The following is a 22243-nucleotide window of genomic DNA, read 5'->3' as shown; positions in this document are numbered from 1 at the left end:
AATGATCAAACAAACTCTTCTCGGCTTGGCCGTTGTCGTTGCTCCCGCTCTTGCCTTTGCCCATTCGAAGTCTGAGGCCACAACACCCGCCGACGGCGCGACAGTGACGGAAGTGCCAGAGCTTTCCATGCGGTTCGATGATCCGATGCGCATCATTTCAGTCACGCTTACCTCTCCAGATGGCGATGTCGAAATCGAACGCGAGACAGGTATGGACCCCTCTACGGAGTTCCGGGCTTTGCCATTGGAAGAACTTGCGCCTGGAAGCTATCGCTTCGACTGGCGCGGAATGGCGTCGGACGGCCATCCGATGCAGGGCAGCTTCTCCTTCACGGTCACTGAGTGACCGGACTCGCACCGATCGACGGTCTTGTCGTTTTGGCAATCTTGGCCAAGGCGATTGGTTATGGCGCGGCACTCCTTACGATGGGGGGTGTGCTGTTTTCGGTCGTTTTTTCTCAGCGAGCTGAGGTATCGGTCCTGCGACTTGCGAGGCGGCTTGCAGTAGGTGCCGCACTTGTCGGTCTCGCCGTGCTGGCTGTCCGGTTCGGCATTCGTGCGGCACGGATTTCCGGCATGGGCTTCGAGGGCGCGGCCGACCCAATGATGCTTGGCTTCGTTTGGGAAAGTCCGCTTGGGACCGCAGCAATCTGGCGCGGGATAGGCGAACTCGCGATAGTTGCAATTCTAGTGCCCCGAATTGGACAATGGATCGCTCTGGCAGGCAGCCTTGCGGTGGCGATATCCTTTGCGCAAGTGGGGCACGCTCTTGGGGAGCCCAGAGTAGCTCTGACAGTCCTGCTGGTTTTGCATCTTCTAGCCGCTGCTTTCTGGGTTGGCGCTCTCATACCTTTGCGGCAGGCAGCACTTGCTCCAGCCGGTGCTGATCTGTTGCACTATTTTGGTAATCTCGCCGCTGGCGGAGTGGCGGCTCTAATCCTCGCAGGCACATCGCTCGCTTGGCTGCTTTCAGGCTCTACCACTGCATTATTTGGAACGGCCTACGGCTTAGCACTTCTGGCCAAAGTCGCGATTGTTGCAGTCCTTCTGGGCTTTGCGGCTTGGAATAAGGTGAGGCTGGTCCCTGCCTTGCGTGCTGAGAAACCCGGTGCAGCCCATGCCCTGCGGCGTTCTATTTCAACGGAAATACTGGCCGTTGTTCTAATCCTTCTGGCAACTGCAACCATCACCAGTGTAACAACGCCACCCGTCAATCTTTGACGACTTAGCCGCGCGCCTTGTCGAGCAGTTCAAGGAGTTCTGTAAATTTCGCCCGCTGATCCTCCCGATCACCTGATGCAAGTGCATCCTCGATACAATGCGACGCGTGGTTGTCGATAACGAGCTTCTCGACGCCTTTGAGAGCGGCTCGCACCGCCGCAATCTGCGTCAGGACATCGACGCAATAGCGGTCCTCTTCGACCATCCGGGCAATCCCTCGGACCTGACCCTCCAGGCGTTTGAGGCGTTTTAAAGTAGCTTCGCGATTTTCGTGCATGACTCTCTTTTCGCATGGTGGCAGACAAAAAGTCGAGTGAGTATGGCATCAAGCTCAAACTATTGAATATATACCCTAAGGGGGTATATAGGTTAATATAGAGCCCAAGCAAGCACAGCCCTCAAAACAAGCGTACCGAAAAAGAAAAGCCAATGCCCAAGGACACGCGCGACGTTGCCCACATTGATACAAACCCGGCCGAAGTGGCGTTGGGCAAAACGGCTGTGCTTTACCGGATGGCGCTGCCTGATCATCTGTGCCCATCCGGGCAAAAGGCGCGCTGGCTTCTCGAACGTCAGGGATATGATGTCGATGACAGACTTTTCCGAACACGCGCCGAAGTTGACGCCTTCAAAACTGAGTATGACGTCAAGACGACGCCCCAAGCATGGATCGAAGGCGAACGCGTTGGCGGCTACACCGACCTGCGCGAAAAACTGACCGGCTGGGACCCAAAGGCAACCACCTATCGACCAGTGCTCTATCTCTTTGCCGTCGCTGCTCTCACCGCTATTGCGCTATCCATTGGTTTCCTCGGCACCATCACGTGGCAGACACTCGGCTGGTTCATCTCAGTCTCAATGATCCTTCTCGGCATGCAGAAACTGCGGGATGTCGAGGGCTTCTCCACGATGTTCCTCAACTACGACCTTCTCGCGCGGAAATGGGTGCCTTACGCCTATATCTACCCGTTCGTCGAAACAGGCGCGGGAATTCTCATGACCGGCATGATCCTGACTTGGGTGTCAGCTCCCGCGGCACTTTTCGTTGCGGGCATTGGAGCCGTCAGCGTCGTCAAGGCCGTCTACATCGACAAACGTGAACTCAAATGCGCATGTGTCGGAGGAAATTCAAACGTGCCGCTTGGGTTTGTGAGCCTTACCGAAAACTTGATGATGGTGGGAATGGCGGTCGTGATGCTTTGGCTGATGGTTTGAACCAAAGCGGCTCATCTTTCTGACTGGTCATCTAGGCGCCAAGACGGGAATTGGTGTTCTATGTTATTCTTCCGTGTCAACAAAGGGTTGTCGTTTCGGGAGGGCATGGCGGATCGGAGGATCAGTCATGGAAACACCAAACCTACCAGCCATTCGCGCACTTCGCCCTGCATGGAACAAAGGTCGCATCGTCGGTCAGAAACGACCTCTAAAACCCAAGCATGTCTGGGCGATCCGTGTCCGCCTTGAATTGGCAGAAAACCATCGCGATCTCGCTCTCTTCAACATGGCGATCGACAGCAAGTTGCGCGGTTGCGATTTGGTCAAGATGAAGGTCGTCGACGTCATGGCATCTGGCCAGGTCAAAGAACGTGCATCGGTGTTGCAAAGCAAGACGAAGAAACCTGTGCGCTTTGAAATTTCCGAAGGCACCCGGGCCTCGGTCGAGAAGTGGATGGAGGACGAGCTCATGGTCGGCTCCGAATATCTATGGCCTGGCCGCTTCCACGAGCGCCTGCATATCTCGACACGCCAGTATGCACGGATCGTCCGCGATTGGGTCATATCCATCGGTTTAGAAGCGAGCGCATACGGCACGCATTCGATGAGGCGAACGAAGGTGACCCAGATCTACAAGAAGACCGGCAACCTGCGCGCCGTTCAACTTTTGCTCGGCCACACGAAGATGGACAGCACGGTGCGATACCTAGGCGTCGAGCTTGAAGATGCGCTAGCCATTGCGGAGGCCATTGAAATCTGAGCCTACCGGGCCGTCTTCACTGGCGGCCCGTAGCTGGCATTCAATGATCTTGTTAGGCTGCGCTGCGGCGTTGCCATAGCAGACATTGGTCAATCTCCAGCGACACCGAACTACCATGGGCGACCATGGCGCGGGCAGACGCGCTTGCTAGTCTGGTTTTATTGCGGAACCAACCTTCGTAACGGTCGTGCGCAATGATAACCTCCTAGTGATCGCAGTTAGATAACCCAAACAGGTAATGCAGACTGTGTTACTAAGTCTACGAAAGCTGTTGACCGAGACTAACGGCAATAGCGACGACGAATCCGTCGCGATACTATAGGCCCTTACTAACAAACTGAAATGGTAGTCAAAATGACGATCGTCCATGCGATTCCTGCTTCATTTTCAGTTTTGGAATGCGAACGTATTGTCGCAGCAGTAGAGGCGGAGCAAGTCGATGACGCGCTGCTGATCGGTCGGAATAAGGATCACAACCTGCGCAATGCGGAGGTGGTGTGGATGGATAAGCTCGATGGAATGGAGTGGGTGATGGACCGTCTCATCACGCTTGTGCGCGACTGCAATCGTGATCAATTTGACTTCGACCTACGAGAATTCGCAGAAAGCCCGCAGGTCGCTCGATATGATGCGGCCAAGGCCGGTCACTTCTCGTGGCATTCTGATATCGGTGACGGACATCTCGCCAGACAACGCAAGCTGACACTTGTTCTACAGTTGAGCAAACCCGACGCCTATCAGGGCGGTAAGTTGGAGGTTATGCCAAGTGCGCATATCGTAACAGCCAATCGCGCGCAGGGCTCTGTGTGCATCTTTCCAAGCTTCGCGCTGCATCAGGTAACTCCCGTCACACATGGGCTCCGCCATTCGTTGACCGTCTGGGCGCATGGTCCGGTGTTTCGGTAAAGCGCCCAGACTAAAAGTCGTCAGCTTCTGGGACTATTCCCAGTCTTGCAATAAAAGTCGGCGCGCTCACTTCACCTGATCCTGAATCCTCAACCACCATGTAAGCATCAGCACCGACACAATCGTCCCGCTCAAACTCCCGCTCTGCCCGGTTTTGCGCGTCTGCTTCGGTCGTGTATTGCAGTTGTTTGCCAATCTTGAGGCCAGCTTGCGTGCCATTGCCTTCGTTCTTTTCAACATAAGTCTGGCAGATATAATGCACTTTATCTGCGCTTTCCGATTGTTCTGTCATGTCCGAGTCCTTGATGATGTGTCGATGATCAAAATCGAGAACGGGTATCGCTAAACCAACTGCAACGAAGGGCCGCTTCTTTTGATTGAGCCGACGCGGGTGCGATTTCCGTCGCCGACGAAAACTGTGGTCGTATCAGGCGCGGACATGATCCGCGTCAGCGCGCTGTAGTTCATCTGAAGCCTAACCTCGTTCCCGAGGCGTAGCGGTGTCAGAGTGCTTCTAACGACCGTATGATCGCTGGTCGCTCCGGTGCAGGTCATTCCCGGCGGGAATGTCAGGCCATCAATATCGGTGTCTTGTCTTCCGATTGAGATGATTGAGCGAATAATCGGATCGCAAATTGGTCTCAACCGTGGAAGTCTAGACGTCGGGTCGACCAAAGCAACGGGGGAATGCGCCGTCTTCACTTTCGTCTCAATCACCTCACTCACCAGCGTAAACGCATCTGTAAATAGACCACCGATCTGATCACCAGAGATCGGGTCCCTGCCCAACAGGATGGCCTCGCCCAAGCGTAGATTATTGACGCGACCTGTTGACCAGGGCCCAAGCGCCCATTGCAAATTCGATGAGTTGCCGCCTGATACGATCTCCATAAATGGCCCGCACACAGCTTCAGTCTCGGTGGATAGGTCTGAGAAGTTTTGCATTGTTGCTACATCGGGGCTGACCCCACTAAGGCAAGCAAAGTTTGCGGCTATACCCTTTAGTTCTACACCGTGCATCTCAACAACTTTTTGCGCAACTGCACCTAGGTCTTCCGGCATAAGACCTTCCCGCAAGTCACCCATTTCCACCATGAGCACGATCTTCTGAATGGTCTTTGCCCGGCACGAGGCAACTGCGAGCTGCTCAATAACTTCGACCTCGGAATTGTAGCTGATGTCACAAGACCTAACGACCTGATCAACTTGGCTCAACATCGGCGTACGGATCAATGAGACCACGCAACGGGCCCCCGCTTTCCGCAATCTCTCGACATTGCTGACGCGCGCATCAGCAAGGTCAGTTGCGCCCCCTTCTAACATTGCGCGAGCAATGCTTGGATTGCCGCGTACGGCCTTGGTGACGCCAGTCACACTGATCCCGCGCAGCGAAAGCCGTCTCACCAAACACTCCACGTTATGACGAATTTTGCTCAGATCAACTTCGACGCGCGGCGTTGTCATATCACCGCCAAGGTCGATCCCTGCCGCAAACCCGGATATGCCGACACCAGAATGTTCAGCAGATGAGAGATGGGCCGCGTCAAAGCATCGGTCACAGGCACGCCTAACCGATCAGAGTGAGCCGTGATGGATGATGTTATTTCCGCTTCGGTCATCCCTTCATGGTTGATCGTAACACCAATAACTTTTGTGTCTGCGAATGCCTCGATCAGCGCAATTTCATCCGCAGGATCGGGCATTTTCATGTTTGGAAAATCGCAACGATGCACGCGTTTTGGGGCATGTTGAAGGATAACGGCATCCGGTTGACTGCCCCGCAAGATAAAGGCGGAGGTACAAAAGGCCGGATGGCTGAGCGCGCCCTGACCTTCAATAAGGATGACATCTGGTGCTTCTGCTTCGGATGCTGCGACGATTGCGCCCTCAAGCTCTCCACAACAGAACTGTGGCGGGACCGCATCCATTGCTACGCCGTATTTCGCGCCTTGCATGAGGCCGGTTTGGCCGGTCCCGACAAGCACGGTCTTTATGCCTCTGGCATTGAGCGCACGCGCCAGAATTGTCGCTGTGGTCCGTTTGCCGATTGCGCAATCGGTGCCCAGAACAGCAACGCGCAGAGCTGTGACACCCGCAATGCTGCCGTCAAACAGGCGCATATCCTTGCTGGCTTTTGGTTTGCGAATGTCGCGAATTGTGACCGCTTTTGACTGGGCAAATGCGGCGATCTCAGGATCGTCACTTAGGTATTCGTGCAAGCCGCTGACAATATTCATACCGAGGGAAATCGCATCCAAAACAACGCCCCGGTCTTTGGGTGACAATTTCCCGCTGGAGGGTGCCATTCCATAGATAAACACGTCTGGAATGGTCGGTTCGTTGGCCACAGCATTTGTCAGGTTGCCAAAGATAGGGATTTGATTGGCGATATTGTCTAGGACAAGACCGCTGTTTTTTCCATCATGCGAACTGTCGATGACAGAAACGATCCGGTAGGCTTGCGAATGTCGAACCAATCCGTTCGCTGTCTTACCGTCAATTTTCGCAAAGTTACCTTGGCAATAAACGATTGCTGTTGGCGTGTGACCTTCAATAGCGTCGCCGTGTGTCTTGTGTTGGACCGACGTCGGCTTCTTGGATCTGACAGCATTATTTTGAAGAGCATTGATTGCCTCAAATTTGGTTTCCATGTTCGATCCTTATGGTTGATATGTCCCAGACAAAGCGCCGCGAGTGCAGGTATCCGTAAGCTCGGCTTTGCAGTCGGCATTCGGTCCAATCAGTTACTGAGGACACAGCTCTTCTTATATTTCTGGTAATTCCTATGGCACTCCCAACGATTACCTGTTCTGTCGAGATGCGCATTTTCCGGCAGGTCAATCGCTTCGCAACGGCCATCTTTGGCAGCGTAGCCTCGGTCACACTTCCAACCATCGCCATATGGCGCGTCATCGAAATAGGCATTCACTGGAACGGCAACCGCAACACATTGGCGTGCTTCTTCAATAAAACCACGTTCACAGGACCAAGGCTGGCCATATTTGGAGACGTTAAGATAGGCATTTTCGGGGACGACTATCGCTGAGCATCCTTCGCCAATGGCTTCGTAGCCCCGTTTGCACGCCCATTCGGACCCATAGAGTCCTTTCGCCAAGTAAGCATTCTTCGGCAAAACAATTTCGAGGCATCCCTTACCAACCTTTTGAAAGCCGCGCAGGCAAAGCCAACGTTGTCCTGATGGATCAAGGTAGCCGCCTTCGGGAACGATGACTTCGGCGCAGGCAGTATTCCCGTCGCTCTTGAAGCCGTGCATGCACTCCCACCCGGCGCCATAAATTCGGTTGGTTTGATAGGCGTTCTGCGGAACAACAATTGGCAGGCACGTCTCATCATCGTTGCGGAATCCGATGTCGCATTCCCAACCATCACCATAGCTCTTGGCATGGGCATTTTCCGGCATCGCGACAGGCACTGACTGCGCTGAAACGGGCAGCGATATCTGCAGGATGGCAATTGCCATAGCTGTAAATAGCATCATAGCCCTAAGCAAACTCAGCGGAGACAATGCCGCGCTTACCTGCTTGGTTCGGTGACGCGGTGATATTGCGTACCGATCAAGCATCTAATTCCAATTCTTTGACACAAGCCTCTGCCAGATCACGATTTGGTTTTTCCGTGCCGGGCAGCGCCGCCCAGCCAGCATCCATCACTGCCTTACTGCGATTGAACCCTTTGGCGGCCTGAATGGTCGCCAGCTTGGTGACACGATCTGTATCTGCGGCTGCATTCTTCAGACACAAGGGCACCATGGCGAGTGTCACTTCATCTTTGGCAAAGTCCTTAGCCATCTTCTCAGCACTGCTGCCAGTCGTCCAACCGCCCCATGTGAAGCCGAGGATTGAGATTGCAATTGCACCGACCAATGCGCCGTAGATGCCGGGTTTCGTCCACTCTGGAAAAGTCATTTTGGTTCCTTTGGCGGAGAAAGCGCCGCCTCACTGTTTTTCGGATTTTTTGAACATGCCTGGTCTTGTGCCAGGGCCAACTCTAAGTCGCGGTGATCAATGGGACGCATCTCTGTACGCGCGATCCCTTTCGTCCTCCTGATCAAGAGGTGCGTGGCGGTTCTGCGGTAGGCAGAAAAACTGAGGCTTTGCAGGATTTCGTCTTCGACGGTGACCTCATAGGTCCCTGCCGGAAGCTCGTCCGGATACCCGCCCATCACGAACGGATGCAGGAACGTCACATGTGACGTGGTCGTGCGCGAGGACATCGGCAACCTTCCCAAACATCAGGCCCAATCAAGGGGCGTGACAGCTCAATATTTAATGATGGTGGAAGCAATTCGCTTTGATCGGCACTACGCCTGAACAGCAGAAAACAGCATTCCCGTATACAGATCACCTAGACACAAGCGCCGCTATTTACAACTATAAACTAAAACCATTCATCGGAAGGGCCGCACGGGCCATGCCCCCAGCAGGCCCAGCGCAATGATGACTTCAGCCCGATTGGTCAAGACTCTGGGTGTCTTAACGAATAGGGTCGCAAGACCAACGGTTGCGCGCATCGATCTTCGGTCCGCGTATTGCATCTTTTGGCCTTACCGGGAGTGACGCTCATCACAGACCTTATACAGATCATCTACGCCTCTCAGCCATTCGGATATGACAACCCAACACTCAGCGGCATCCTTCTAGATGCGCGCAAATGCAACATGCGAGACGACGTGACCGGAGCGCTTGTCTGCCGACACGATGTCTATCTCCAACTGCTCGAAGGCCCTCCCGCAAAAGTGCGGGCAACCCTTACACGAATAAGGCGCGACGACCGGCACCTCAATGTAAAGACACTTTTGTCAGAACCGATTTCCAACCGTTTGTTTGAAGAATGGTCCATGCTTCATGATCCCGCAAAATCGGTGATCTGGAGCCCATCCGAGGTCTCAGCAGGCGCAATCGAGCGCGCAACGCCATCAGACTATCGACAATTATTTGAAGCCCTCGCCAAGAGTGCGAAGAGTCGCGAATAGGCTAAATCATTGCCACTAGGTATAGGGCTTCGTGACTAACCCACTCATTGACTGATACGGTTCAACGCTGACGGTTTGCTTTCAATGTCCGCGACGATTGCACCAATTTTCGCTGCTGTTCTCCCCCAGTTCGGAAAAACCTGTGTGGTGATGGAATAGCTTTCGAATGTCTGCTTCTCAACTTTTGGAGCGCTAAAGTGGTCAGTGCAGCGAAAGTCTGCTTTCCGCCCAAAGCGGTCAATCAGCTGTAGAAATTGAACGACAGGCTTGCCCCGCAATGCCAACCTTAGTGGCCTAATGCAAATGTCTGTTTTGGGCCGTCAGCTAACATTCTTTGATTTCATGGCAAGATACGGTCCGATTTCTGGTTGTTCATGCGTAAAGACCATCGTCCAGTTCATGTTATGGTGCGCAACATATATGTCGGCTTGCAGAGAAGTAAGGTCGGGGTACCTGTCAGAGGTGCAAGCATACGCCCAAGTGTTCTCCTCTTCGAAAACAAAATAGGGCGCCGGCCATAAGGCTTGATAGGCAATAGTCGCATCCAACCCTGCAACAGCGGCTTGAAGTCCATAGCTAAAGCCATGCCACCGAAAGCGATTGTGAATCCAAGCACCAGTCTCTTTTTTCACTCTCGCTGCATAGCAGTTTAACCACTGTTTCCTAAGGCGTTCGCTCTCGCTCGCGGGAACACACTGAAAGTCGACATCGTGATCCGAAAGGCTGTTCTCAATCTGAATGGTTCCGAGGCTCATTCTTGAGCTGGCTTTCTGTTGCATTTCTTCATGCCGACAAACATCGCTCTAGATCTAACTCCTGTCTAACGCCAAGGCCAAGAACCCTTCGTCTACCAATCATAGGAAGAAACGAAGTGACCGAATGGCTGGTTTGACGGCCTGCACCGCAGCATCTATCTGACCGGGTAAAGGCAGCCTAGGGCCGTCCGTATCGGTTCGAGCCTCCATTGCCGAACAGATGCTGCGATTGCTCCGATGGCGGCAGAGAACCTAGACCGACTGATGCTGAGTTAACCACTAATGACCGGGCTTTGTGAAAGGCGTCATTCGATTTTTAGGCCGTTCGCACTTACGTCCTAGTTGAAACTAACATCAATCAAGATGCGAACTATTGGATCAGTTGCTCAACGAAACAGAGCCAGGCACGGCAGTCGGCCTAGGCGGCCAACCCTTCTCTTGGTGCGTCTTTCGCTCCAGTCATGAAGGCTACTGCGTCGGACATTGTGTAGTCTTTTGGATTGATCACGCACAACCGTTTGCCCAAGCGGTGAATGTGGATACGGTCGGCCACCTCGAAAACGTGAGGCATGTTGTGGCTGATTAGAATGATCGGGATGCCGCGCGATTTGACATCTTGGATCAACTCCAGAACTTTTCGGGATTCCTTAACACCCAAAGCCGCTGTGGGCTCATCAAGGATAATCACTTTAGACCCAAAGGCTGCAGCGCGCGCAACGGCGACGCCTTGGCGTTGGCCTCCTGATAGTGTTTCAACCGCTTGGTTGATGTTTTGGATTGTCATCAGGCCAAGCTCGGTGAGCTTATCACGGGCCATCTTCTCCATTTTGGCGCGATCAAGTTGACGCATTACGGTTCCCATAAAACCCTGTTTGCGGATTTCGCGCCCCATGAACATGTTGTCTGCAATCGACAGCGCCGGCGACATGGCAAGCGTTTGGTAAACCGTTTCGATTCCCGCCTCACGCGCTTGGATGGGGGATTTGAAATTGATCCGTTCACCTTCCAAAAACACTTCGCCTTCATCTGGGATAACGGCACCGGAGACTGCCTTGATCAGCGATGATTTTCCGGCACCGTTGTCGCCAATTACGGCTAAAATTTCGCCCGGCATTAGATCGAAATCGCAATGATCAAGTGCTGTAACTTTACCGTAGCGTTTAACGAGGCCACGACCTTTGAGAATGGGTTCCATTAGGCTGATACCTTTCTAATCCATTGATCAACGGCGACGGCGGCGATGATGAGGACGCCGATCAAGAGATACGTCCATTGGGCGTCGGCACCCATTAGACGCAGGCCAAGGGTGAAGACGCCGACAATGAGCGCACCGAAGAAGGTACCAAGGATCGATCCGCGTCCACCGAATAACGATATGCCCCCGATTACCACAGCCGTAATGCTTTCGATGTTGAGAAGCTGGCCTGATGTCGGTGATACCGATCCGATGCGACCGATCAACGCCCAGCCTGCAAATCCACAGATCAAACCTGCCACTGCATAGACTGAGATCAATGTGCCTTTAACGTTGACCCCAGATAGTTCTGCTGCTTCTGGATCGTCCCCAACCGCGTAGACGTGACGACCCCATGCGGTGTGACGGAGGATATAGGCCAGCATGATGACCAATATGACCATGAATAGAACGCCGACTGTAAACACCGCTCCGCCGATTTTGAATTTCGCCCCGAGGAGCTGCAAAAGGGCTGCGTTTTTTGCGATGTCTTGGCTGCGGATTGTCTCGTTGGCAGAGTACAAGAAGTTCGCGGCCAAAACGATCTGCCACATGCCAAGCGTGACGATAAACGGGGGCAGCTTCATGACTGCGATGAGCCATCCGTTGAGGTATCCGACGGCCGTTCCCACGATCAAACCACAAGCGACTGCAACTTCAACGGGCAAGCCATACCGAAATGTAAATTGTCCCATCACCACGGATGAGATGACCGCAATGGCCCCAACACTTAGGTCGATGCCAGCCGTTAGGATCACAAGCGATTGAGCAGCTGCAACGATGCCCACGATCTGAACTTGTTGCAGTATGAGTGTCAGTGCGAACGGGGAGAAGAACTTTGACCCCAACAAAAGGCCGAAAACCACAATCGATGCGACCAGTACGATCAGAGGGACCAAGGCTGGGTTTATATGCAGCCAATGCTGGATTGTCCCAACAACACCGCGGTGTGGAGAGTCAAACTTTGCGATGCCGTCTTCTGTTGTGTTCACGTTTGACATGGTGCCCCTCCGCTTAAGTAAAAGGGGCGAGCAATGCCGCCCCTTCTTGTTAGCTTATGTCAGTTCTTGCCGGATCGTCATTAGCCCCAGCAGAGGTTTGTGCCCTCAGTGGTATCAATGCTGTCAACGCCATCCGCAGGTTCGTCAGTGACCAACGCAACGCCCGTGTCAAAGAAATCCTTGCCCGGCGTGTTTGCTGGCTTGGTTCCGTCTTTCGCCCAAGCCGCAATTGCCTCAACACCTTTGGATGCCATCAATAATGGGTATTGCTGCGACGTTGCACCGATCACGCCGTCTTTGATGTTCTCAACACCGGGGCAACCACCATCAACGGAAACGATGAGAACGTCATTCTCGCGGCCGATGGATTTCAAAGCTTCATACGCACCGGCAGCGGCTGGCTCGTTGATGGTGTAGACAACGTTGATCTCTGGGTCTTTCGCCAGAAGGTTTTCCATCGCCTTACGACCGCCTTCTTCATTACCGGCGGTTACGTCATTGCCGACAATCCGTGGGTCATCTTCGTCGCCCCACTTGTTCGGGTCGCCCAGTTCGATTCCGAAGCCTTGCAAAAAGCCTTGGTCGCGCAAAACGCCAACGGTCGGTTGGGATACGGCCAGATCAAGCATTGCGATTTTTGCGTTCGCGGCATCATCACCCAATTTTGCAGCGGCCCACTTGCCGATCAATTCGCCGGCAAGGAAGTTGTCTGTAGCGAATGTCATGTCTGCGGCATCAATCGGAGACAGCGGTGTATCGAGAGCAATGACGACCAAACCGGCGTCGCGGGCTTGTTGAACAGAAGACACGATGGAGGAGGTGTCGGATGCGGTCAACAAGATGCCCTTTGCACCATCAGCGATGCAGGTCTCAATCGCCGCCACCTGTGTTTCGTGGTCGCCGTCAACTTTACCGGCGAAGGATTTAAGTGTCATGCCAAGCTCTGCGGCTTTGGCTTCTGCCCCCTCTTTCATCTTTACGAAGAAGGGGTTGGTGTCAGTTTTTGTAATCAAGCAGGCTGTTACTGCATGGCCATCAGCAAAAGCTGCGCCGGACAAGGCAGTCAATGCAACAGCGGATGTGGCGAGTAATTTCTTCATGTTGTCCTCCCAGACGTTGATCCGAATAAACGGAGCGAACTTCCGCGCAAGTGACGGAACTGACCTTAGGAAAACTGATTCTTTCAATACTGTCAATTAATAAATAAACTTGATTTATTAATTATGGAATGTAGCTTTATACCTGCAGATTAATGCGTATAAGGCCTATTTATATGGACGGGTCAAAGATCAGAACTTTAAGTGGCGGCGTAAATCAAAGCGGTTTACGCAACCATAACGAACGACTACTCCTTTCCATGCTACAGCGAAATGGCCCGGTGCCCGGTAGCGATCTCGCTCGGATTGCAGGCCTGTCTCCACAAACGGTCTCGGTTATTCTCAGGAAGCTAGAAAAAGATGGATTGCTTGAAAAAGGCACGCCAGTTAAGGGCAAAGTTGGCAAGCCGTCTGTGCCAATGTTACTTGCCGCTGATGGTGTTTTTTCGTTTGGAATTAACATCGGAAGACGCAACGCAAAAATTGTCTTGATGGATTTCGTCGGGTCAGTACGCGCTGAGGCTACGACCAGTTTTGACTACCCGTTGCCGGATGAATTGTTCAGCTTTTTGCGTTCTGGCATCACTGAGTTGACGGATGTTTTACCAGAGAAGCTGCAAGATCGGATTTGCGGTATCGGTGTCGCCGCTCCGTTTGAACTTTGGAATTGGCATGAAATGGTTGGGGCCACTGCCGAAGAATTTGCGCTCTGGAAAGACATTGGCTTCCAAGACGAAATTGCCGAGTTCTCTGACCTCCCAGTACATGTGGTCAATGACGCCACCGCTGCATGTCGTGCAGAACACGTCTACGGACGCGGCAAAGAATTTAGAGACTATGCATATTTCTTTGTGGCGGCCTTCGTGGGTGGCGGTATCGTCCTGAACCACTCGGTTTTCGAAGGCCATCAAGGTAACGCAGGTGCTCTCGGATCACTTCGAAGTGTCGGGCCAAATGGCGAAAGCAGACAGTTGATCGACATCGCTTCCATTCATCTTTTAGAAGCGCGTCTTGCCGAAGTTGGCTTGGACCCAAGCGGCCTTTGGAGCAATGACGACTGGAGCTCGTACGAACGCTACGTTGAACCTTGGATCAGGCAAACCGCTCAAGAACTTGCCAAAGCCGCCCTGTCGACCTGCGCGGTTATCGATTTTGAGGCGATCTTAATCGACGGCGGTCTACCTCTGGATGTGAAACGAACATTGGTTGAACGAACCCGCCGCTACATTTCCAACCAAGATACCCGAGGTCTCATCCCACCAAAGATTGAAGCCGGGGAAATGGGTCGGAAAGCACGCGAAATAGGCGCGGCCTGCGGGCCAATTTGGTCGCAGTTTCTGTTGAAATCAAACGCGGGGCTGTCAGATACCGCGTGACGCCAACCAATGAACGCAATGCGCCATTTCCAGACCTTAAAGCAGATGCTGCGAAGGTCGGCTTCGACCGGCGGACCGTGGGTTAGAGCAGCATTCAATTTCTCACGCGTTACGAATGCCAGCTTTGCGGGCTGCTGATGCAGCATCCTGATGGTCGGGCGTTGGTCTGCAATGGGCCGAGCTAGACGTCGACTGGTTATTTTAGGTTGAGCGATCCATTGGCATGCGGTTCCAAACATCCAGAGCCGCAATTTTGCAAGCTTCAGCCAAGGGAGGATCACCAGCCTTTCCGTGAATTGAGAGGCTGGTTTGTTCTACACCAGCGTTCCCTCACCTCAAGCTTTACATCCTGATGCCTCGTCACTACGTCAAACGGCGAAGGCGGGAGGTAGATGCGGTCAGGTAAGAATTTTCATATTTCAGATGATGACAGGGATGGATTGTGCCAAACGCTCTGCACTGGTGGCGTCCGTGGCGGCTCTTCTGCCGCCGCTAGGCTCATGTCTCAAGGCCTTTCGATACACAATTTGTATTTTGACGTGCTGAAACCCGTTGCCGAACGATTTGATGACTTTTGGAACGAAGACCGTGTGACCTTCCTAGAGGTGCACGTAGCTATGGTTCGACTGGAACAGATAGTAAAAGAGTACGCATGTCCGAAGCCAACTATCGACGGACTGCCGAAACGCCAAGCTTTTTTTGCTACCGTCCCGGGAGATGAGCACACTGCAGGGTTGCGTATGGCTGCCAATATTCAAAGGTCGAAGGGCTGGCAGATACGTTTGATAACTCACTTGAGCCATGCCAAATTGCTATCTGAAATTGAGCACTCGCCAGCAACCATCTTAGGGTTGTCAATTGGTTCGAAGAATTCAATGCACCAACTCTACAATTTGGTGCGGAGCGTCAGGGTCAGCCGACCGGACGTAAGAATACTCGTGTCGGGTTCGCTTGTAGCTGTCGACGAACATCCCATTAGGCTATTGGGTGTTGATGCATCGGCGAAAAGCTTTGAGGAAGCTGAGCAAATGTTGGATGACTTGGTCGAGCAAACGACCTGACGCAAAACTGCATGCGAACTGGTTGCTTTCGAACGACGGTATTGTCTCGTTCCATTACCATTCACCCACTTCGAACTTTCGCTATCGCGGCGAATGACCGTTAAGCGGGCTGCAAGCGCAGCATGGCGTACGGTGGGTCAATCTCGGGTTTGGGCCGACTTTACCAGTGGCGGCGGAACCTAACAGGCAAGATGCTGCGTTCGATCTAGTGGCCGCGTAGAGCCCATTCTGTTGAATGTTGCAACGCAGAGAACCGACAGCAGAAAAAAGTACATTGTTGGTCTGTGAATATGCGAGTTTCAATTCAACGCAACTTCCGGCACAGCCGGTTTTCCAGGAGACCAATCCATTGTTGAAATACATCTATCCGGACGGAAGCCATTGTTATCGAGCGATTCACACAGCCCATGCGGTTTTTCGGAGTGAGGAAGGCAAGCTGATTGCCCGAGCCGAAAAATCCGACCAGAGCGGCATGTATGAATTCGAAATTATAGGCTTTGAAGTTTTGGAACCGGGCGTTGTCTACGAATAGCGAGAAAGGCAGCGAAGTCCCGCAATGTGTGAGCCCGACCTTCATGTGGCTTTGCGGGTGCAGCGAATGGCGGCAATGCGGGCTGCGACCGCAGCATCTTGAAGGTGGGGCGAAAGTCCGGAATGGGCCGCTCTCGAAACTTTGCAAATTCCGTTTTCTGCTCATTTGAGACATACTTGAGCGGCGCGACATCGGCGACTGGGTGCATTCGAAGCCGTCGGATTGCAGGCGATTGCCGTCGCGAACTCGGCATCTGCACAAACATCACTCGCATCTGGGTGGGTAAATAGGTGGTTACAATTTCCACAAACTTTCTAGGTTACTGTTTTATATATATTTTATGTTAGTTTTTGGTGCCTCAAGAGGGACTCGAACCCCCGACCTTGTCCTTACGAAGGACCTGCTCTACCAGCTGAGCTATTGAGGCGGTGCTGGGCGATTTAAACGCTCACCCAACCGAATTCAAGCCGCTTTGGGCGACCTATTTCTTGTCGTCAGAGGGCGCGTCCTCTGGCTCAACCACATCGGTCGAGATGACCTCGACCACGTGCTCTTCGACGGCCTCGGGCTCGTCCTCGGACTTGTCTTCCAGTGCGCCCACGATCAGGGGCAGCATCTCTGCGCCAGACGTTGGGACCACCTCGGCCTGCGGAGGCTCTTTCCAGCTGAGCGTGTCGAAGCTTTGGCAGTTGTTGCATACCGGTTCCCAGCTGCCATGCACCTGTTGGCAGTTTTCGCAAACCCATTGCGGGCCGCGCGGGGCGCTGAGCGCTTTGGCCAGCCAGCCGCGCACCACGGCGTCGTCAGCCCCTTCACCGCGCTCAATCGCGGCCATGATGGTCAATGTCCGGGCGTTGGGTTGGGTGTCAACCAGATCGCCCAAGGAGCGGCGCGCTTCGGGGAAGTCTTCTGCGGCGATGTTCAGCTCGGCCTGCAGCATCTTGCTTTCAGCATGGGTCGCCGAGCTTTTGGTCAACCCATTGAAGCGCTTGATCCGGGCTTGCGGGGTTTCGTCAGGTTCGATCTCGGCGTAGCACGCGGCCAGCTCAGGGTGGGGCTGCGCGTCCCATGCCTTTTTCAGCACCCGGCCAGCGTAGCGTTTCTTGCCCTGCTCTATGTAGGTTCGTGCGGCCATTATGGCGGCGGGGATCAGGTCAGGCGACAGGCGGTTGGCCTCGATGGCGGTTTCGCGCGCCTCGATGGTGTTGCCGTCTTCGATGATATCCTTGGCCTCCGACAGCGCCAGCACCGCGTCGCGGCGTTTGTGCACGTCACGCGGCAGGGAGCCGTGTTTCAGCTTGGCGTTCAGCGTCTTGCGCGCGCCGGACCAATCCTCGGAACCGGCCTGCAATTTCAGCAGAACGTCCTGCGTTTCTTCGTGCTTGGGCTTCAGCGCGAAGGCCTTTTCCGCCAGCTTCAGGGCGGTGCCGGTGTCGCCCTCAGCCAATTTCTGTTTCATAATCCCGCGCACGCCAACGAACCGCGTCCGCTCATCCGTCAGCAGGCGTTTGTAAACTTCCTGCGCCTTGCGGGTGTCGCCGGATTGCTCGGCGGCTTGCGCGGTGATCAGGTTGGTCAACTCAGGGCGTTTGAGGTATTTTTCCGCCTTCGCGGCCTTCGCCATGGCCGCGCGGCTTTCGCCGGAGGCTAGCGCCATCAGGCCATCCGCCAGTGCCTCAAACCCTTTGCGTTCCCGCGAGCGGTCAAAATAGCGCGAAATGGCGGTTTCATCGCCGTTGAGGAAGCGGAACACCGCGACCAGCAGGTTCAGCAGCTTCAGCACGACCCAGAAGGCGAACAGCATCAGGGCGAGGCCCACCAATGTGACCAACGGCGTCAGGGTAAATTCCCGCTCCGCAACCTCGACCCGCACCTGCCCGCTGGTCTCCAGCAGTGAGGACACCCCAAGCGTCAGCCCGATGATTGCCGCAACGAAAATCAGAATTTTGACCAGTGACCATACCATAACGTCTATCCTAATTCCCGTTCAGCGCGTCAGAGACCGCTTCAAATCCGCTTACCGCGTCCATTCTCAGTTTGGCATCCGCCTGCCAGTCGGCAAATTCCGCCTTCGCCACATCTGACAGCGCGTCAATTTCCTGCAGGGCCGTTGCCAGGTCGTCGGCCTTTACCGCCGCCTCGGCGCGGGACAACACCGCATCCGCGTCATCGCCTTCCTGTGGGGTGAGGGACCGTGCGCCCAGCTGATCTTGCAGGAACAGCTTCAGGCGGCTTGATGTGTCATCGCCCGCATCTTCGCGGATGGCCTTTGCCAAAGCAGCCCGCGCTGCAACGGGGTATTGCGCTTGAAGCTCTGCCGCGGTCGGCGCGCCGTCAGCCGCCACGGCTTGCAGCCCGGCGGGCACATCGGTGGCCGGTGCAACATCAACCAGTGCGTCGGCAAAAGGCTCCCCGCTGACCAGCGCCAGCCGGATCACCTGCAATGCACCCCGCGCCTTGACGCGTGCCTCCGCCTGTTCTGCGGTTTCCTGTTGTTGGGTCGCCGCTGCAATCCGTTCTTTCGCCGCCGCAGCCATTTCGGCAACATCAGCCGTCAGCGCGGAAATCTGTTCCTTCTGCGCGTTCAGCAGCAGCTGCACGTCTTCGGGCAGGGCCACACTGCCGTCGCCTTTTGTGAGGTTCTCCAGCCGCTCACCCAGGGCCCCAACGGCGGTTGCCTTCTCGGCCAGATCGTCGCGCAGGGCGCTTATGTCAACCTCGAAGCGCCCGCTCAGGTCGCCAATCTGGTCAGTCAGGCCGGACAGGCTTTCCTGCTGCTCGGCAAGGCTTGCCTGAAGGCTGGTCACCAGCGTGTCATCCTTTTCGCGCCACCCCTCCGGGAAAATCAGCAGCGCTGCGCCGAACCCGATGGCCCCGGCGATGACACCACCCAGAACTGTGGGGACCAGCCCGCTCGACCGGCCCTCTTGCGCCATATAGGGCGAAGGCGCGTCGGTTGCTGCGTCACGCGGGGCAGTATCGGCGTCCGCGGGCGTGTCGGCGGGGGCATCCTCGGCTTCCGGAGCCTTGTCCCGCGACGTCGCATCCTTGGCCTGTTCTGCCACCGGGCTGTCTTGCGCCGCATCCACGGCTTCCGTCGCCACCACCTCGTCCACAACTTTGGCCTCGATCACGGCGTCCGTCAGCTTGGGCGTGGTTTTGGGCTTCGGTTTCGCCGGAGTGCGCTTCTTTCGCGGCGGGGACTTGGGTGATTTGGCCAAAGCAGACATCCTCTAAATGACGGGCGGGCGAGTCGCGAAATTCAAGCCGCTGTTGAACATAGCCCGGAATTTTGGCTGGCCTCAAGCTGATCAGGGGGGGAAGAAGTCGGACATTTTGTCCAACATGCCCTTTGCGGTAGGCGGCCCGTCGTGGCGGATTTCCTTGAATTGCGCAGGGTCAAGCTGGTCCGCGACGGCTTTGCTCATGCAAATGGCGTGCAAACCGGCGCGCGTGCCTTGCCCGATGGCCGCACCAAACCGGCGCGCGCCTTGCGCCGAAAACAACGGCACAATCAGGGTGTCGTCATGTGCCAACAGGGCCTGCAACGCTGGGCTGGGCTCCACTGGCGCCTGATAATAGGCCTCAATTCGGGTGATATTTCCGTCAATTTTGCCCGCGACGTCGCGGCCGCTCAGATGCGCCAGCTTCGCGCCATTCGCCTTCTTCGCCACCAGCGCGTTCAATGCGCGCACGTCCCCGTCGGCCGAAAAGGCCTCCATCCCAAGCCCCCTGGCGGCCTGCGCGGTCCGGTCCCCGACACAGTAGGCCGATAAGCGGGCTGGCCCGCCCAACCTGTGATACGCCGCCACCCCGTTTTGGGAGGTGAACACCACGGCGTCAAACCCGCTAAAATCCACCTCGACCGGCAAAAAGACGATCTCGACCAAAGGGCAAATGGCCGTCTGCACGCCCTCCCCGTAACGGGCCCTGATCTGCGCGGCGAAGCCCTCCGACTGGGCCAGAGGCCTGGTCAAAAGGACGCGCATCAGAAACGGGTGGGCATTGTAAGGGGCATGGGGCAGTGTTACCTCGCCCATAAGCCGTACACAATAATGGACGCCACATTGCCCCGCACGCTCACTCTCCTTGGCATCGAAAGCAGCTGTGACGACACCGCCGCCGCCGTGGTGCGGGCGCGCGACGGGCAACCCGCGCAAATCCTGTCTTCCGAAGTGTTTGGGCAGACCGACCTGCACGCCAATTTCGGCGGCGTCGTGCCCGAGATTGCGGCCCGCGCGCATGCCGAAAAGTTGGACCATATGGTCGAGGCCGCGCTGACCAAGGCCGGTGTGGCCCTGCCTGAGGTCGACGCGATTGCCGTCACCGCTGGCCCCGGCCTGATCGGTGGGGTCATGTCGGGGGTAATGTGCGCAAAGGGGCTCGCGGCTGGCGCGGACAAACCGCTGATCGGGGTCAACCACCTGGCAGGTCACGCGTTGACGCCGCGCCTGACAGACGGGCTGGAGTTTCCCTACCTGTTGCTGCTGGTGTCCGGCGGGCATTGCCAGTTCCTGCTGGCGCAGTCGGCCACCAAATTCACCCGGCTTGGGGGCACGATCGACGACGCCCCCGGCGAAGCCTTCGACAAGGTCGCCAAGCTGATCGGGCTGCCGCAGCCGGGCGGCCCCAACATCGAAACATCCGCCCTGCAGGGCGACCCCAAGCGCTTCAATCTGCCCCGCCCCCTGCTGGACCGAGACGGCTGCAACATGTCTTTCTCAGGCCTGAAAACAGCCACGTTGCGGGCACGCGATGCGCTGGTCGCAGAACATGGCGGGCTTTACCGGCAGGACCAAAGCGATCTGGCCGCCAGCTTTCAGGCCGCCGTATGCGATGTGCTGGCCAAGAAGACCCGGCGCGCGTTGCAGCACTCGCATGCCCCCGCCATAGCGGTTGCCGGCGGCGTCGCGGCCAACAAAACCATCCGCGCCGCGTTGGAGCAGGTGGCCAATGAGGCGGGGGCAAGGTTCATCGCGCCGCCAATGGCTTTGTGCACAGACAACGCCGCCATGATCGCCTGGGCAGGCATCGAGCGCCTCCGTCTGGGTTTGGTCGACGACATGTCACTGGCCGCGCGACCCAGATGGCCGCTGGACGACACCGCGCCCGCGATGCTTGGATCGGGCAAGAAAGGGGCGAAAGCATGAGCAGGATTATCGTTGCAGGTGCCGGGGCCTTTGGCACCGCTTTGGCCTTGGCCATTGAACGCCCCCTGACGCTGACCGCACGCAACATGGGCGCCATGATTGCCACCCGCCGCAGCCCCCGGCTGCCGGACGTTGAGCTGCCCGACCATATCGCACTGGACCCGGCCCCCCGCATCGGGCCGGACGACATCTTGCTGCTGGCGATACCAATGCAGGCGCTGTCAGGATATCTCGAGGGGCTGGTCGGCACCCCCAAGGCGGCGATCGCCTGCTGCAAGGGCATCGAGCTCGACACCGCGCGCGGTCCGACCGATGTGCTGGCCGGCGCGCTGGATTGCCCATCGGCCATCCTCACCGGCCCCAGTTTCGCCACCGATATCTCGCAGGGCAAGCCGACGGCGCTGACGCTGGCCTGCGCCGACCCGGAGATGGGCGCGGCGCTGCAGCAGGCGCTGTCTTCCGACACATTGCGGCTTTATCTCTCTGACGACCCTACGGGGGCCGAACTTGGCGGGGCGCTCAAAAATGTTATCGCGATTGCCTGCGGCATTTGCATGGGCGCGGGGCTTGGCGAAAGCGCACGCGCCGCGTTGATGACGCGCGGGATGGCCGAAACCAACCGGCTGGCGCTCAAACTTGGGGCGTCCCCCGAAACCTTGCAGGGCCTTGCAGGTTTCGGCGACCTGGCGCTGACCTGCACCTCGCCGCAGTCGCGCAACTACAGTTTCGGCTTTGCGCTCGGGGCGGGCACGACGCCGCCCGAAGGCAAAACCGTTGAAGGCCGCGCAACGGCGCAGGCGACGCTGAAGCTCGCGGCCAAACACGGGGTGGACATGCCCGTCACAAAGGTCGTCGCGGGCCTCGTGTCGGGTCAGATCACGATGCCCCAGGCGCTGGACGCGCTGCTGTCGCGTCCGCTCAAATCGGAACAGGAGGACTGAT

Annotated in this window: 25 protein-coding genes and 1 tRNA gene; 11 read left to right on the top strand and 15 right to left on the bottom strand. The window is 56.0% G+C overall.

Going from position 1 to position 22243, the window contains the following annotated elements:
- Position 1: 1 nt before the first annotated feature.
- On the top strand, positions 2 to 346 hold the full coding sequence (locus tag Q0899_RS15535; RefSeq protein WP_299193947.1) for a copper resistance CopC family protein: 345 nt from the start codon (positions 2 to 4) through the stop codon (positions 344 to 346).
- Entirely contained in the window at positions 343 to 1221 is an 879-nt protein-coding gene (locus Q0899_RS15530) for a CopD family protein (RefSeq protein WP_299193945.1), read from the top strand. The genes Q0899_RS15535 and Q0899_RS15530 overlap by 4 nt, the downstream gene beginning before the upstream one ends.
- A gap of 4 nt (positions 1222 to 1225) precedes the next feature.
- On the opposite strand, the gene Q0899_RS15525 is transcribed toward Q0899_RS15530, so the two are convergent.
- Positions 1226 to 1498, bottom strand: a complete 273-nt coding sequence (locus Q0899_RS15525) for a metal-sensitive transcriptional regulator (RefSeq protein ID WP_299193943.1) — start codon at positions 1496 to 1498, stop codon at positions 1226 to 1228.
- A gap of 152 nt (positions 1499 to 1650) precedes the next feature.
- On the opposite strand from Q0899_RS15525, the gene Q0899_RS15520 reads away from it, so the two are divergent.
- From Q0899_RS15520 to Q0899_RS15510, 3 genes are all read left to right on the top strand, one after another.
- Entirely contained in the window at positions 1651 to 2436 is a 786-nt protein-coding gene (locus tag Q0899_RS15520; protein ID WP_299193941.1) for a MauE/DoxX family redox-associated membrane protein, read from the top strand.
- A gap of 127 nt (positions 2437 to 2563) precedes the next feature.
- Positions 2564 to 3196, top strand: a complete 633-nt coding sequence (locus Q0899_RS15515) for a tyrosine-type recombinase/integrase (RefSeq protein WP_191073607.1) — start codon at positions 2564 to 2566, stop codon at positions 3194 to 3196.
- Between the two features lie 354 nt (positions 3197 to 3550).
- Positions 3551 to 4102, top strand: coding sequence for a 2OG-Fe(II) oxygenase (locus Q0899_RS15510; protein WP_299193939.1), 552 nt, complete (start codon positions 3551 to 3553; stop codon positions 4100 to 4102).
- 10 nt (positions 4103 to 4112) lie between these two features.
- Here the strand turns inward: Q0899_RS15510 and Q0899_RS15505 are convergent, their stop codons facing one another.
- The 6 genes from Q0899_RS15505 to Q0899_RS15480 all read right to left on the bottom strand — a co-directional run bounded on the left by Q0899_RS15505 (position 4113) and on the right by Q0899_RS15480 (position 8336).
- A complete protein-coding gene (locus Q0899_RS15505; RefSeq protein WP_298299692.1) occupies positions 4113 to 4394 on the bottom strand; it encodes a hypothetical protein in 282 nt (93 codons plus the stop codon).
- A gap of 50 nt (positions 4395 to 4444) precedes the next feature.
- Positions 4445 to 5566, bottom strand: a complete 1122-nt coding sequence (locus Q0899_RS15500; RefSeq protein WP_298299690.1) for an alanine racemase — start codon at positions 5564 to 5566, stop codon at positions 4445 to 4447.
- A complete protein-coding gene (locus tag Q0899_RS15495; RefSeq protein ID WP_298362856.1) occupies positions 5563 to 6753 on the bottom strand; it encodes a DUF1611 domain-containing protein in 1191 nt (396 codons plus the stop codon). Before Q0899_RS15495 ends, Q0899_RS15500 begins: the two co-directional genes overlap by 4 nt.
- 89 nt (positions 6754 to 6842) lie before the next feature.
- A complete protein-coding gene (locus tag Q0899_RS15490; protein WP_298362852.1) occupies positions 6843 to 7601 on the bottom strand; it encodes a hypothetical protein in 759 nt (252 codons plus the stop codon).
- Positions 7602 to 7677: 76 nt separating this feature from the next.
- Complete coding sequence (locus tag Q0899_RS15485) at positions 7678 to 8028, bottom strand: hypothetical protein (RefSeq protein WP_298299679.1); 351 nt, start codon at positions 8026 to 8028, stop codon at positions 7678 to 7680.
- On the bottom strand, positions 8025 to 8336 hold the full coding sequence (locus Q0899_RS15480; protein WP_298299677.1) for a hypothetical protein: 312 nt from the start codon (positions 8334 to 8336) through the stop codon (positions 8025 to 8027). Before Q0899_RS15480 ends, Q0899_RS15485 begins: the two co-directional genes overlap by 4 nt.
- A 339-nt stretch (positions 8337 to 8675) precedes the next feature.
- Between Q0899_RS15480 and Q0899_RS15475 the strand changes: the two genes are divergently transcribed.
- Positions 8676 to 9095 carry a BLUF domain-containing protein gene (locus Q0899_RS15475; RefSeq protein ID WP_298299674.1) on the top strand — a complete coding sequence of 140 codons (420 nt, stop codon included), beginning with the start codon at positions 8676 to 8678 and terminating at the stop codon, positions 9093 to 9095.
- A 320-nt stretch (positions 9096 to 9415) separates the two neighbouring features.
- Here the strand turns inward: Q0899_RS15475 and Q0899_RS15470 are convergent, their stop codons facing one another.
- From Q0899_RS15470 to Q0899_RS15455, 4 genes are all read right to left on the bottom strand, one after another.
- Entirely contained in the window at positions 9416 to 9850 is a 435-nt protein-coding gene (locus Q0899_RS15470; RefSeq protein WP_299193935.1) for a DUF4275 family protein, read from the bottom strand.
- A 418-nt stretch (positions 9851 to 10268) separates the two neighbouring features.
- A complete protein-coding gene (locus Q0899_RS15465; protein ID WP_298361571.1) occupies positions 10269 to 11045 on the bottom strand; it encodes an ATP-binding cassette domain-containing protein in 777 nt (258 codons plus the stop codon).
- Positions 11045 to 12085: an ABC transporter permease gene (locus Q0899_RS15460; protein WP_299193932.1), complete on the bottom strand. Its 1041-nt coding sequence runs from the start codon at positions 12083 to 12085 to the stop codon at positions 11045 to 11047. Before Q0899_RS15460 ends, Q0899_RS15465 begins: the two co-directional genes overlap by 1 nt.
- Positions 12086 to 12165: 80 nt before the next feature.
- The gene (locus Q0899_RS15455) at positions 12166 to 13185 is read right to left on the bottom strand and encodes a sugar ABC transporter substrate-binding protein (protein ID WP_298361567.1); all 1020 of its coding nucleotides are present in this window, start codon (positions 13183 to 13185) and stop codon (positions 12166 to 12168) included.
- Positions 13186 to 13358: 173 nt separating this feature from the next.
- Between Q0899_RS15455 and Q0899_RS15450 the strand changes: the two genes are divergently transcribed.
- From Q0899_RS15450 to Q0899_RS15440, 3 genes are all read left to right on the top strand, one after another.
- Positions 13359 to 14558 carry an ROK family transcriptional regulator gene (locus Q0899_RS15450; protein WP_299193930.1) on the top strand — a complete coding sequence of 400 codons (1200 nt, stop codon included), beginning with the start codon at positions 13359 to 13361 and terminating at the stop codon, positions 14556 to 14558.
- A 392-nt stretch (positions 14559 to 14950) separates the two neighbouring features.
- On the top strand, positions 14951 to 15619 hold the full coding sequence (locus tag Q0899_RS15445; RefSeq protein WP_299193928.1) for a B12-binding domain-containing protein: 669 nt from the start codon (positions 14951 to 14953) through the stop codon (positions 15617 to 15619).
- 235 nt (positions 15620 to 15854) lie between these two features.
- On the top strand, positions 15855 to 16151 hold the full coding sequence (locus tag Q0899_RS15440; RefSeq protein WP_298361561.1) for a hypothetical protein: 297 nt from the start codon (positions 15855 to 15857) through the stop codon (positions 16149 to 16151).
- A 351-nt stretch (positions 16152 to 16502) separates the two neighbouring features.
- Here Q0899_RS15440 and Q0899_RS15435 read toward each other — a convergent pair.
- The 4 genes from Q0899_RS15435 to Q0899_RS15420 all read right to left on the bottom strand — a co-directional run bounded on the left by Q0899_RS15435 (position 16503) and on the right by Q0899_RS15420 (position 20191).
- A tRNA-Thr gene (locus tag Q0899_RS15435) sits at positions 16503 to 16578 on the bottom strand.
- A gap of 54 nt (positions 16579 to 16632) precedes the next feature.
- On the bottom strand, positions 16633 to 18117 hold the full coding sequence (locus tag Q0899_RS15430; RefSeq protein WP_298295506.1) for a heme biosynthesis HemY N-terminal domain-containing protein: 1485 nt from the start codon (positions 18115 to 18117) through the stop codon (positions 16633 to 16635).
- Positions 18118 to 18127: 10 nt separating this feature from the next.
- The gene (locus Q0899_RS15425; RefSeq protein WP_298295503.1) at positions 18128 to 19372 is read right to left on the bottom strand and encodes a hypothetical protein; all 1245 of its coding nucleotides are present in this window, start codon (positions 19370 to 19372) and stop codon (positions 18128 to 18130) included.
- 90 nt (positions 19373 to 19462) lie between these two features.
- Positions 19463 to 20191, bottom strand: a complete 729-nt coding sequence (locus Q0899_RS15420) for a uroporphyrinogen-III synthase (protein ID WP_298361557.1) — start codon at positions 20189 to 20191, stop codon at positions 19463 to 19465.
- A gap of 27 nt (positions 20192 to 20218) precedes the next feature.
- On the opposite strand from Q0899_RS15420, the gene tsaD reads away from it, so the two are divergent.
- Both tsaD and Q0899_RS15410 read left to right on the top strand, forming a co-directional pair.
- A complete protein-coding gene (gene tsaD, locus Q0899_RS15415) occupies positions 20219 to 21301 on the top strand; it encodes a tRNA (adenosine(37)-N6)-threonylcarbamoyltransferase complex transferase subunit TsaD (protein ID WP_299195387.1) in 1083 nt (360 codons plus the stop codon).
- Positions 21298 to 22242 carry an NAD(P)H-dependent glycerol-3-phosphate dehydrogenase gene (locus tag Q0899_RS15410; RefSeq protein ID WP_298361555.1) on the top strand — a complete coding sequence of 315 codons (945 nt, stop codon included), beginning with the start codon at positions 21298 to 21300 and terminating at the stop codon, positions 22240 to 22242. Before tsaD ends, Q0899_RS15410 begins: the two co-directional genes overlap by 4 nt.
- Position 22243 lies beyond the last annotated feature (1 nt).

This window comes from uncultured Litoreibacter sp. (genome assembly GCF_947501785.1).
Classification (GTDB): Bacteria; Pseudomonadota; Alphaproteobacteria; order Rhodobacterales; family Rhodobacteraceae; genus Litoreibacter.
This window is presented reverse-complemented; position numbering and strand designations above follow the sequence as displayed.

What these genes read in the sequence shown, in the direction of transcription:
- Q0899_RS15535 (WP_299193947.1), top strand. Translation starts at nt 2, where the DNA reads ATGATCAAACAAACTCTTCTCGGCTTGGCCGTTGTCGTTGCTCCCGCT.
- Q0899_RS15525 (WP_299193943.1), bottom strand. Translation starts at nt 1,498, where the DNA reads ATGCACGAAAATCGCGAAGCTACTTTAAAACGCCTCAAACGCCTGGAG.
- Q0899_RS15520 (WP_299193941.1), top strand. Translation starts at nt 1,651, where the DNA reads ATGCCCAAGGACACGCGCGACGTTGCCCACATTGATACAAACCCGGCC.
- Q0899_RS15515 (WP_191073607.1), top strand. Translation starts at nt 2,564, where the DNA reads ATGGAAACACCAAACCTACCAGCCATTCGCGCACTTCGCCCTGCATGG.
- Q0899_RS15510 (WP_299193939.1), top strand. Translation starts at nt 3,551, where the DNA reads ATGACGATCGTCCATGCGATTCCTGCTTCATTTTCAGTTTTGGAATGC.
- Q0899_RS15505 (WP_298299692.1), bottom strand. Translation starts at nt 4,394, where the DNA reads ATGACAGAACAATCGGAAAGCGCAGATAAAGTGCATTATATCTGCCAG.
- Q0899_RS15500 (WP_298299690.1), bottom strand. Translation starts at nt 5,566, where the DNA reads ATGACAACGCCGCGCGTCGAAGTTGATCTGAGCAAAATTCGTCATAAC.
- Q0899_RS15495 (WP_298362856.1), bottom strand. Translation starts at nt 6,753, where the DNA reads ATGGAAACCAAATTTGAGGCAATCAATGCTCTTCAAAATAATGCTGTC.
- Q0899_RS15490 (WP_298362852.1), bottom strand. Translation starts at nt 7,601, where the DNA reads ATGATGCTATTTACAGCTATGGCAATTGCCATCCTGCAGATATCGCTG.
- Q0899_RS15485 (WP_298299679.1), bottom strand. Translation starts at nt 8,028, where the DNA reads ATGACTTTTCCAGAGTGGACGAAACCCGGCATCTACGGCGCATTGGTC.
- Q0899_RS15480 (WP_298299677.1), bottom strand. Translation starts at nt 8,336, where the DNA reads ATGTCCTCGCGCACGACCACGTCACATGTGACGTTCCTGCATCCGTTC.
- Q0899_RS15470 (WP_299193935.1), bottom strand. Translation starts at nt 9,850, where the DNA reads ATGAGCCTCGGAACCATTCAGATTGAGAACAGCCTTTCGGATCACGAT.
- Q0899_RS15465 (WP_298361571.1), bottom strand. Translation starts at nt 11,045, where the DNA reads ATGGAACCCATTCTCAAAGGTCGTGGCCTCGTTAAACGCTACGGTAAA.
- Q0899_RS15460 (WP_299193932.1), bottom strand. Translation starts at nt 12,085, where the DNA reads ATGTCAAACGTGAACACAACAGAAGACGGCATCGCAAAGTTTGACTCT.
- Q0899_RS15455 (WP_298361567.1), bottom strand. Translation starts at nt 13,185, where the DNA reads ATGAAGAAATTACTCGCCACATCCGCTGTTGCATTGACTGCCTTGTCC.
- Q0899_RS15450 (WP_299193930.1), top strand. Translation starts at nt 13,359, where the DNA reads ATGGACGGGTCAAAGATCAGAACTTTAAGTGGCGGCGTAAATCAAAGC.
- Q0899_RS15445 (WP_299193928.1), top strand. Translation starts at nt 14,951, where the DNA reads ATGCGGTCAGGTAAGAATTTTCATATTTCAGATGATGACAGGGATGGA.
- Q0899_RS15440 (WP_298361561.1), top strand. Translation starts at nt 15,855, where the DNA reads ATGTTGCAACGCAGAGAACCGACAGCAGAAAAAAGTACATTGTTGGTC.
- Q0899_RS15430 (WP_298295506.1), bottom strand. Translation starts at nt 18,117, where the DNA reads ATGGTATGGTCACTGGTCAAAATTCTGATTTTCGTTGCGGCAATCATC.
- Q0899_RS15420 (WP_298361557.1), bottom strand. Translation starts at nt 20,191, where the DNA reads ATGGGCGAGGTAACACTGCCCCATGCCCCTTACAATGCCCACCCGTTT.
- Q0899_RS15410 (WP_298361555.1), top strand. Translation starts at nt 21,298, where the DNA reads ATGAGCAGGATTATCGTTGCAGGTGCCGGGGCCTTTGGCACCGCTTTG.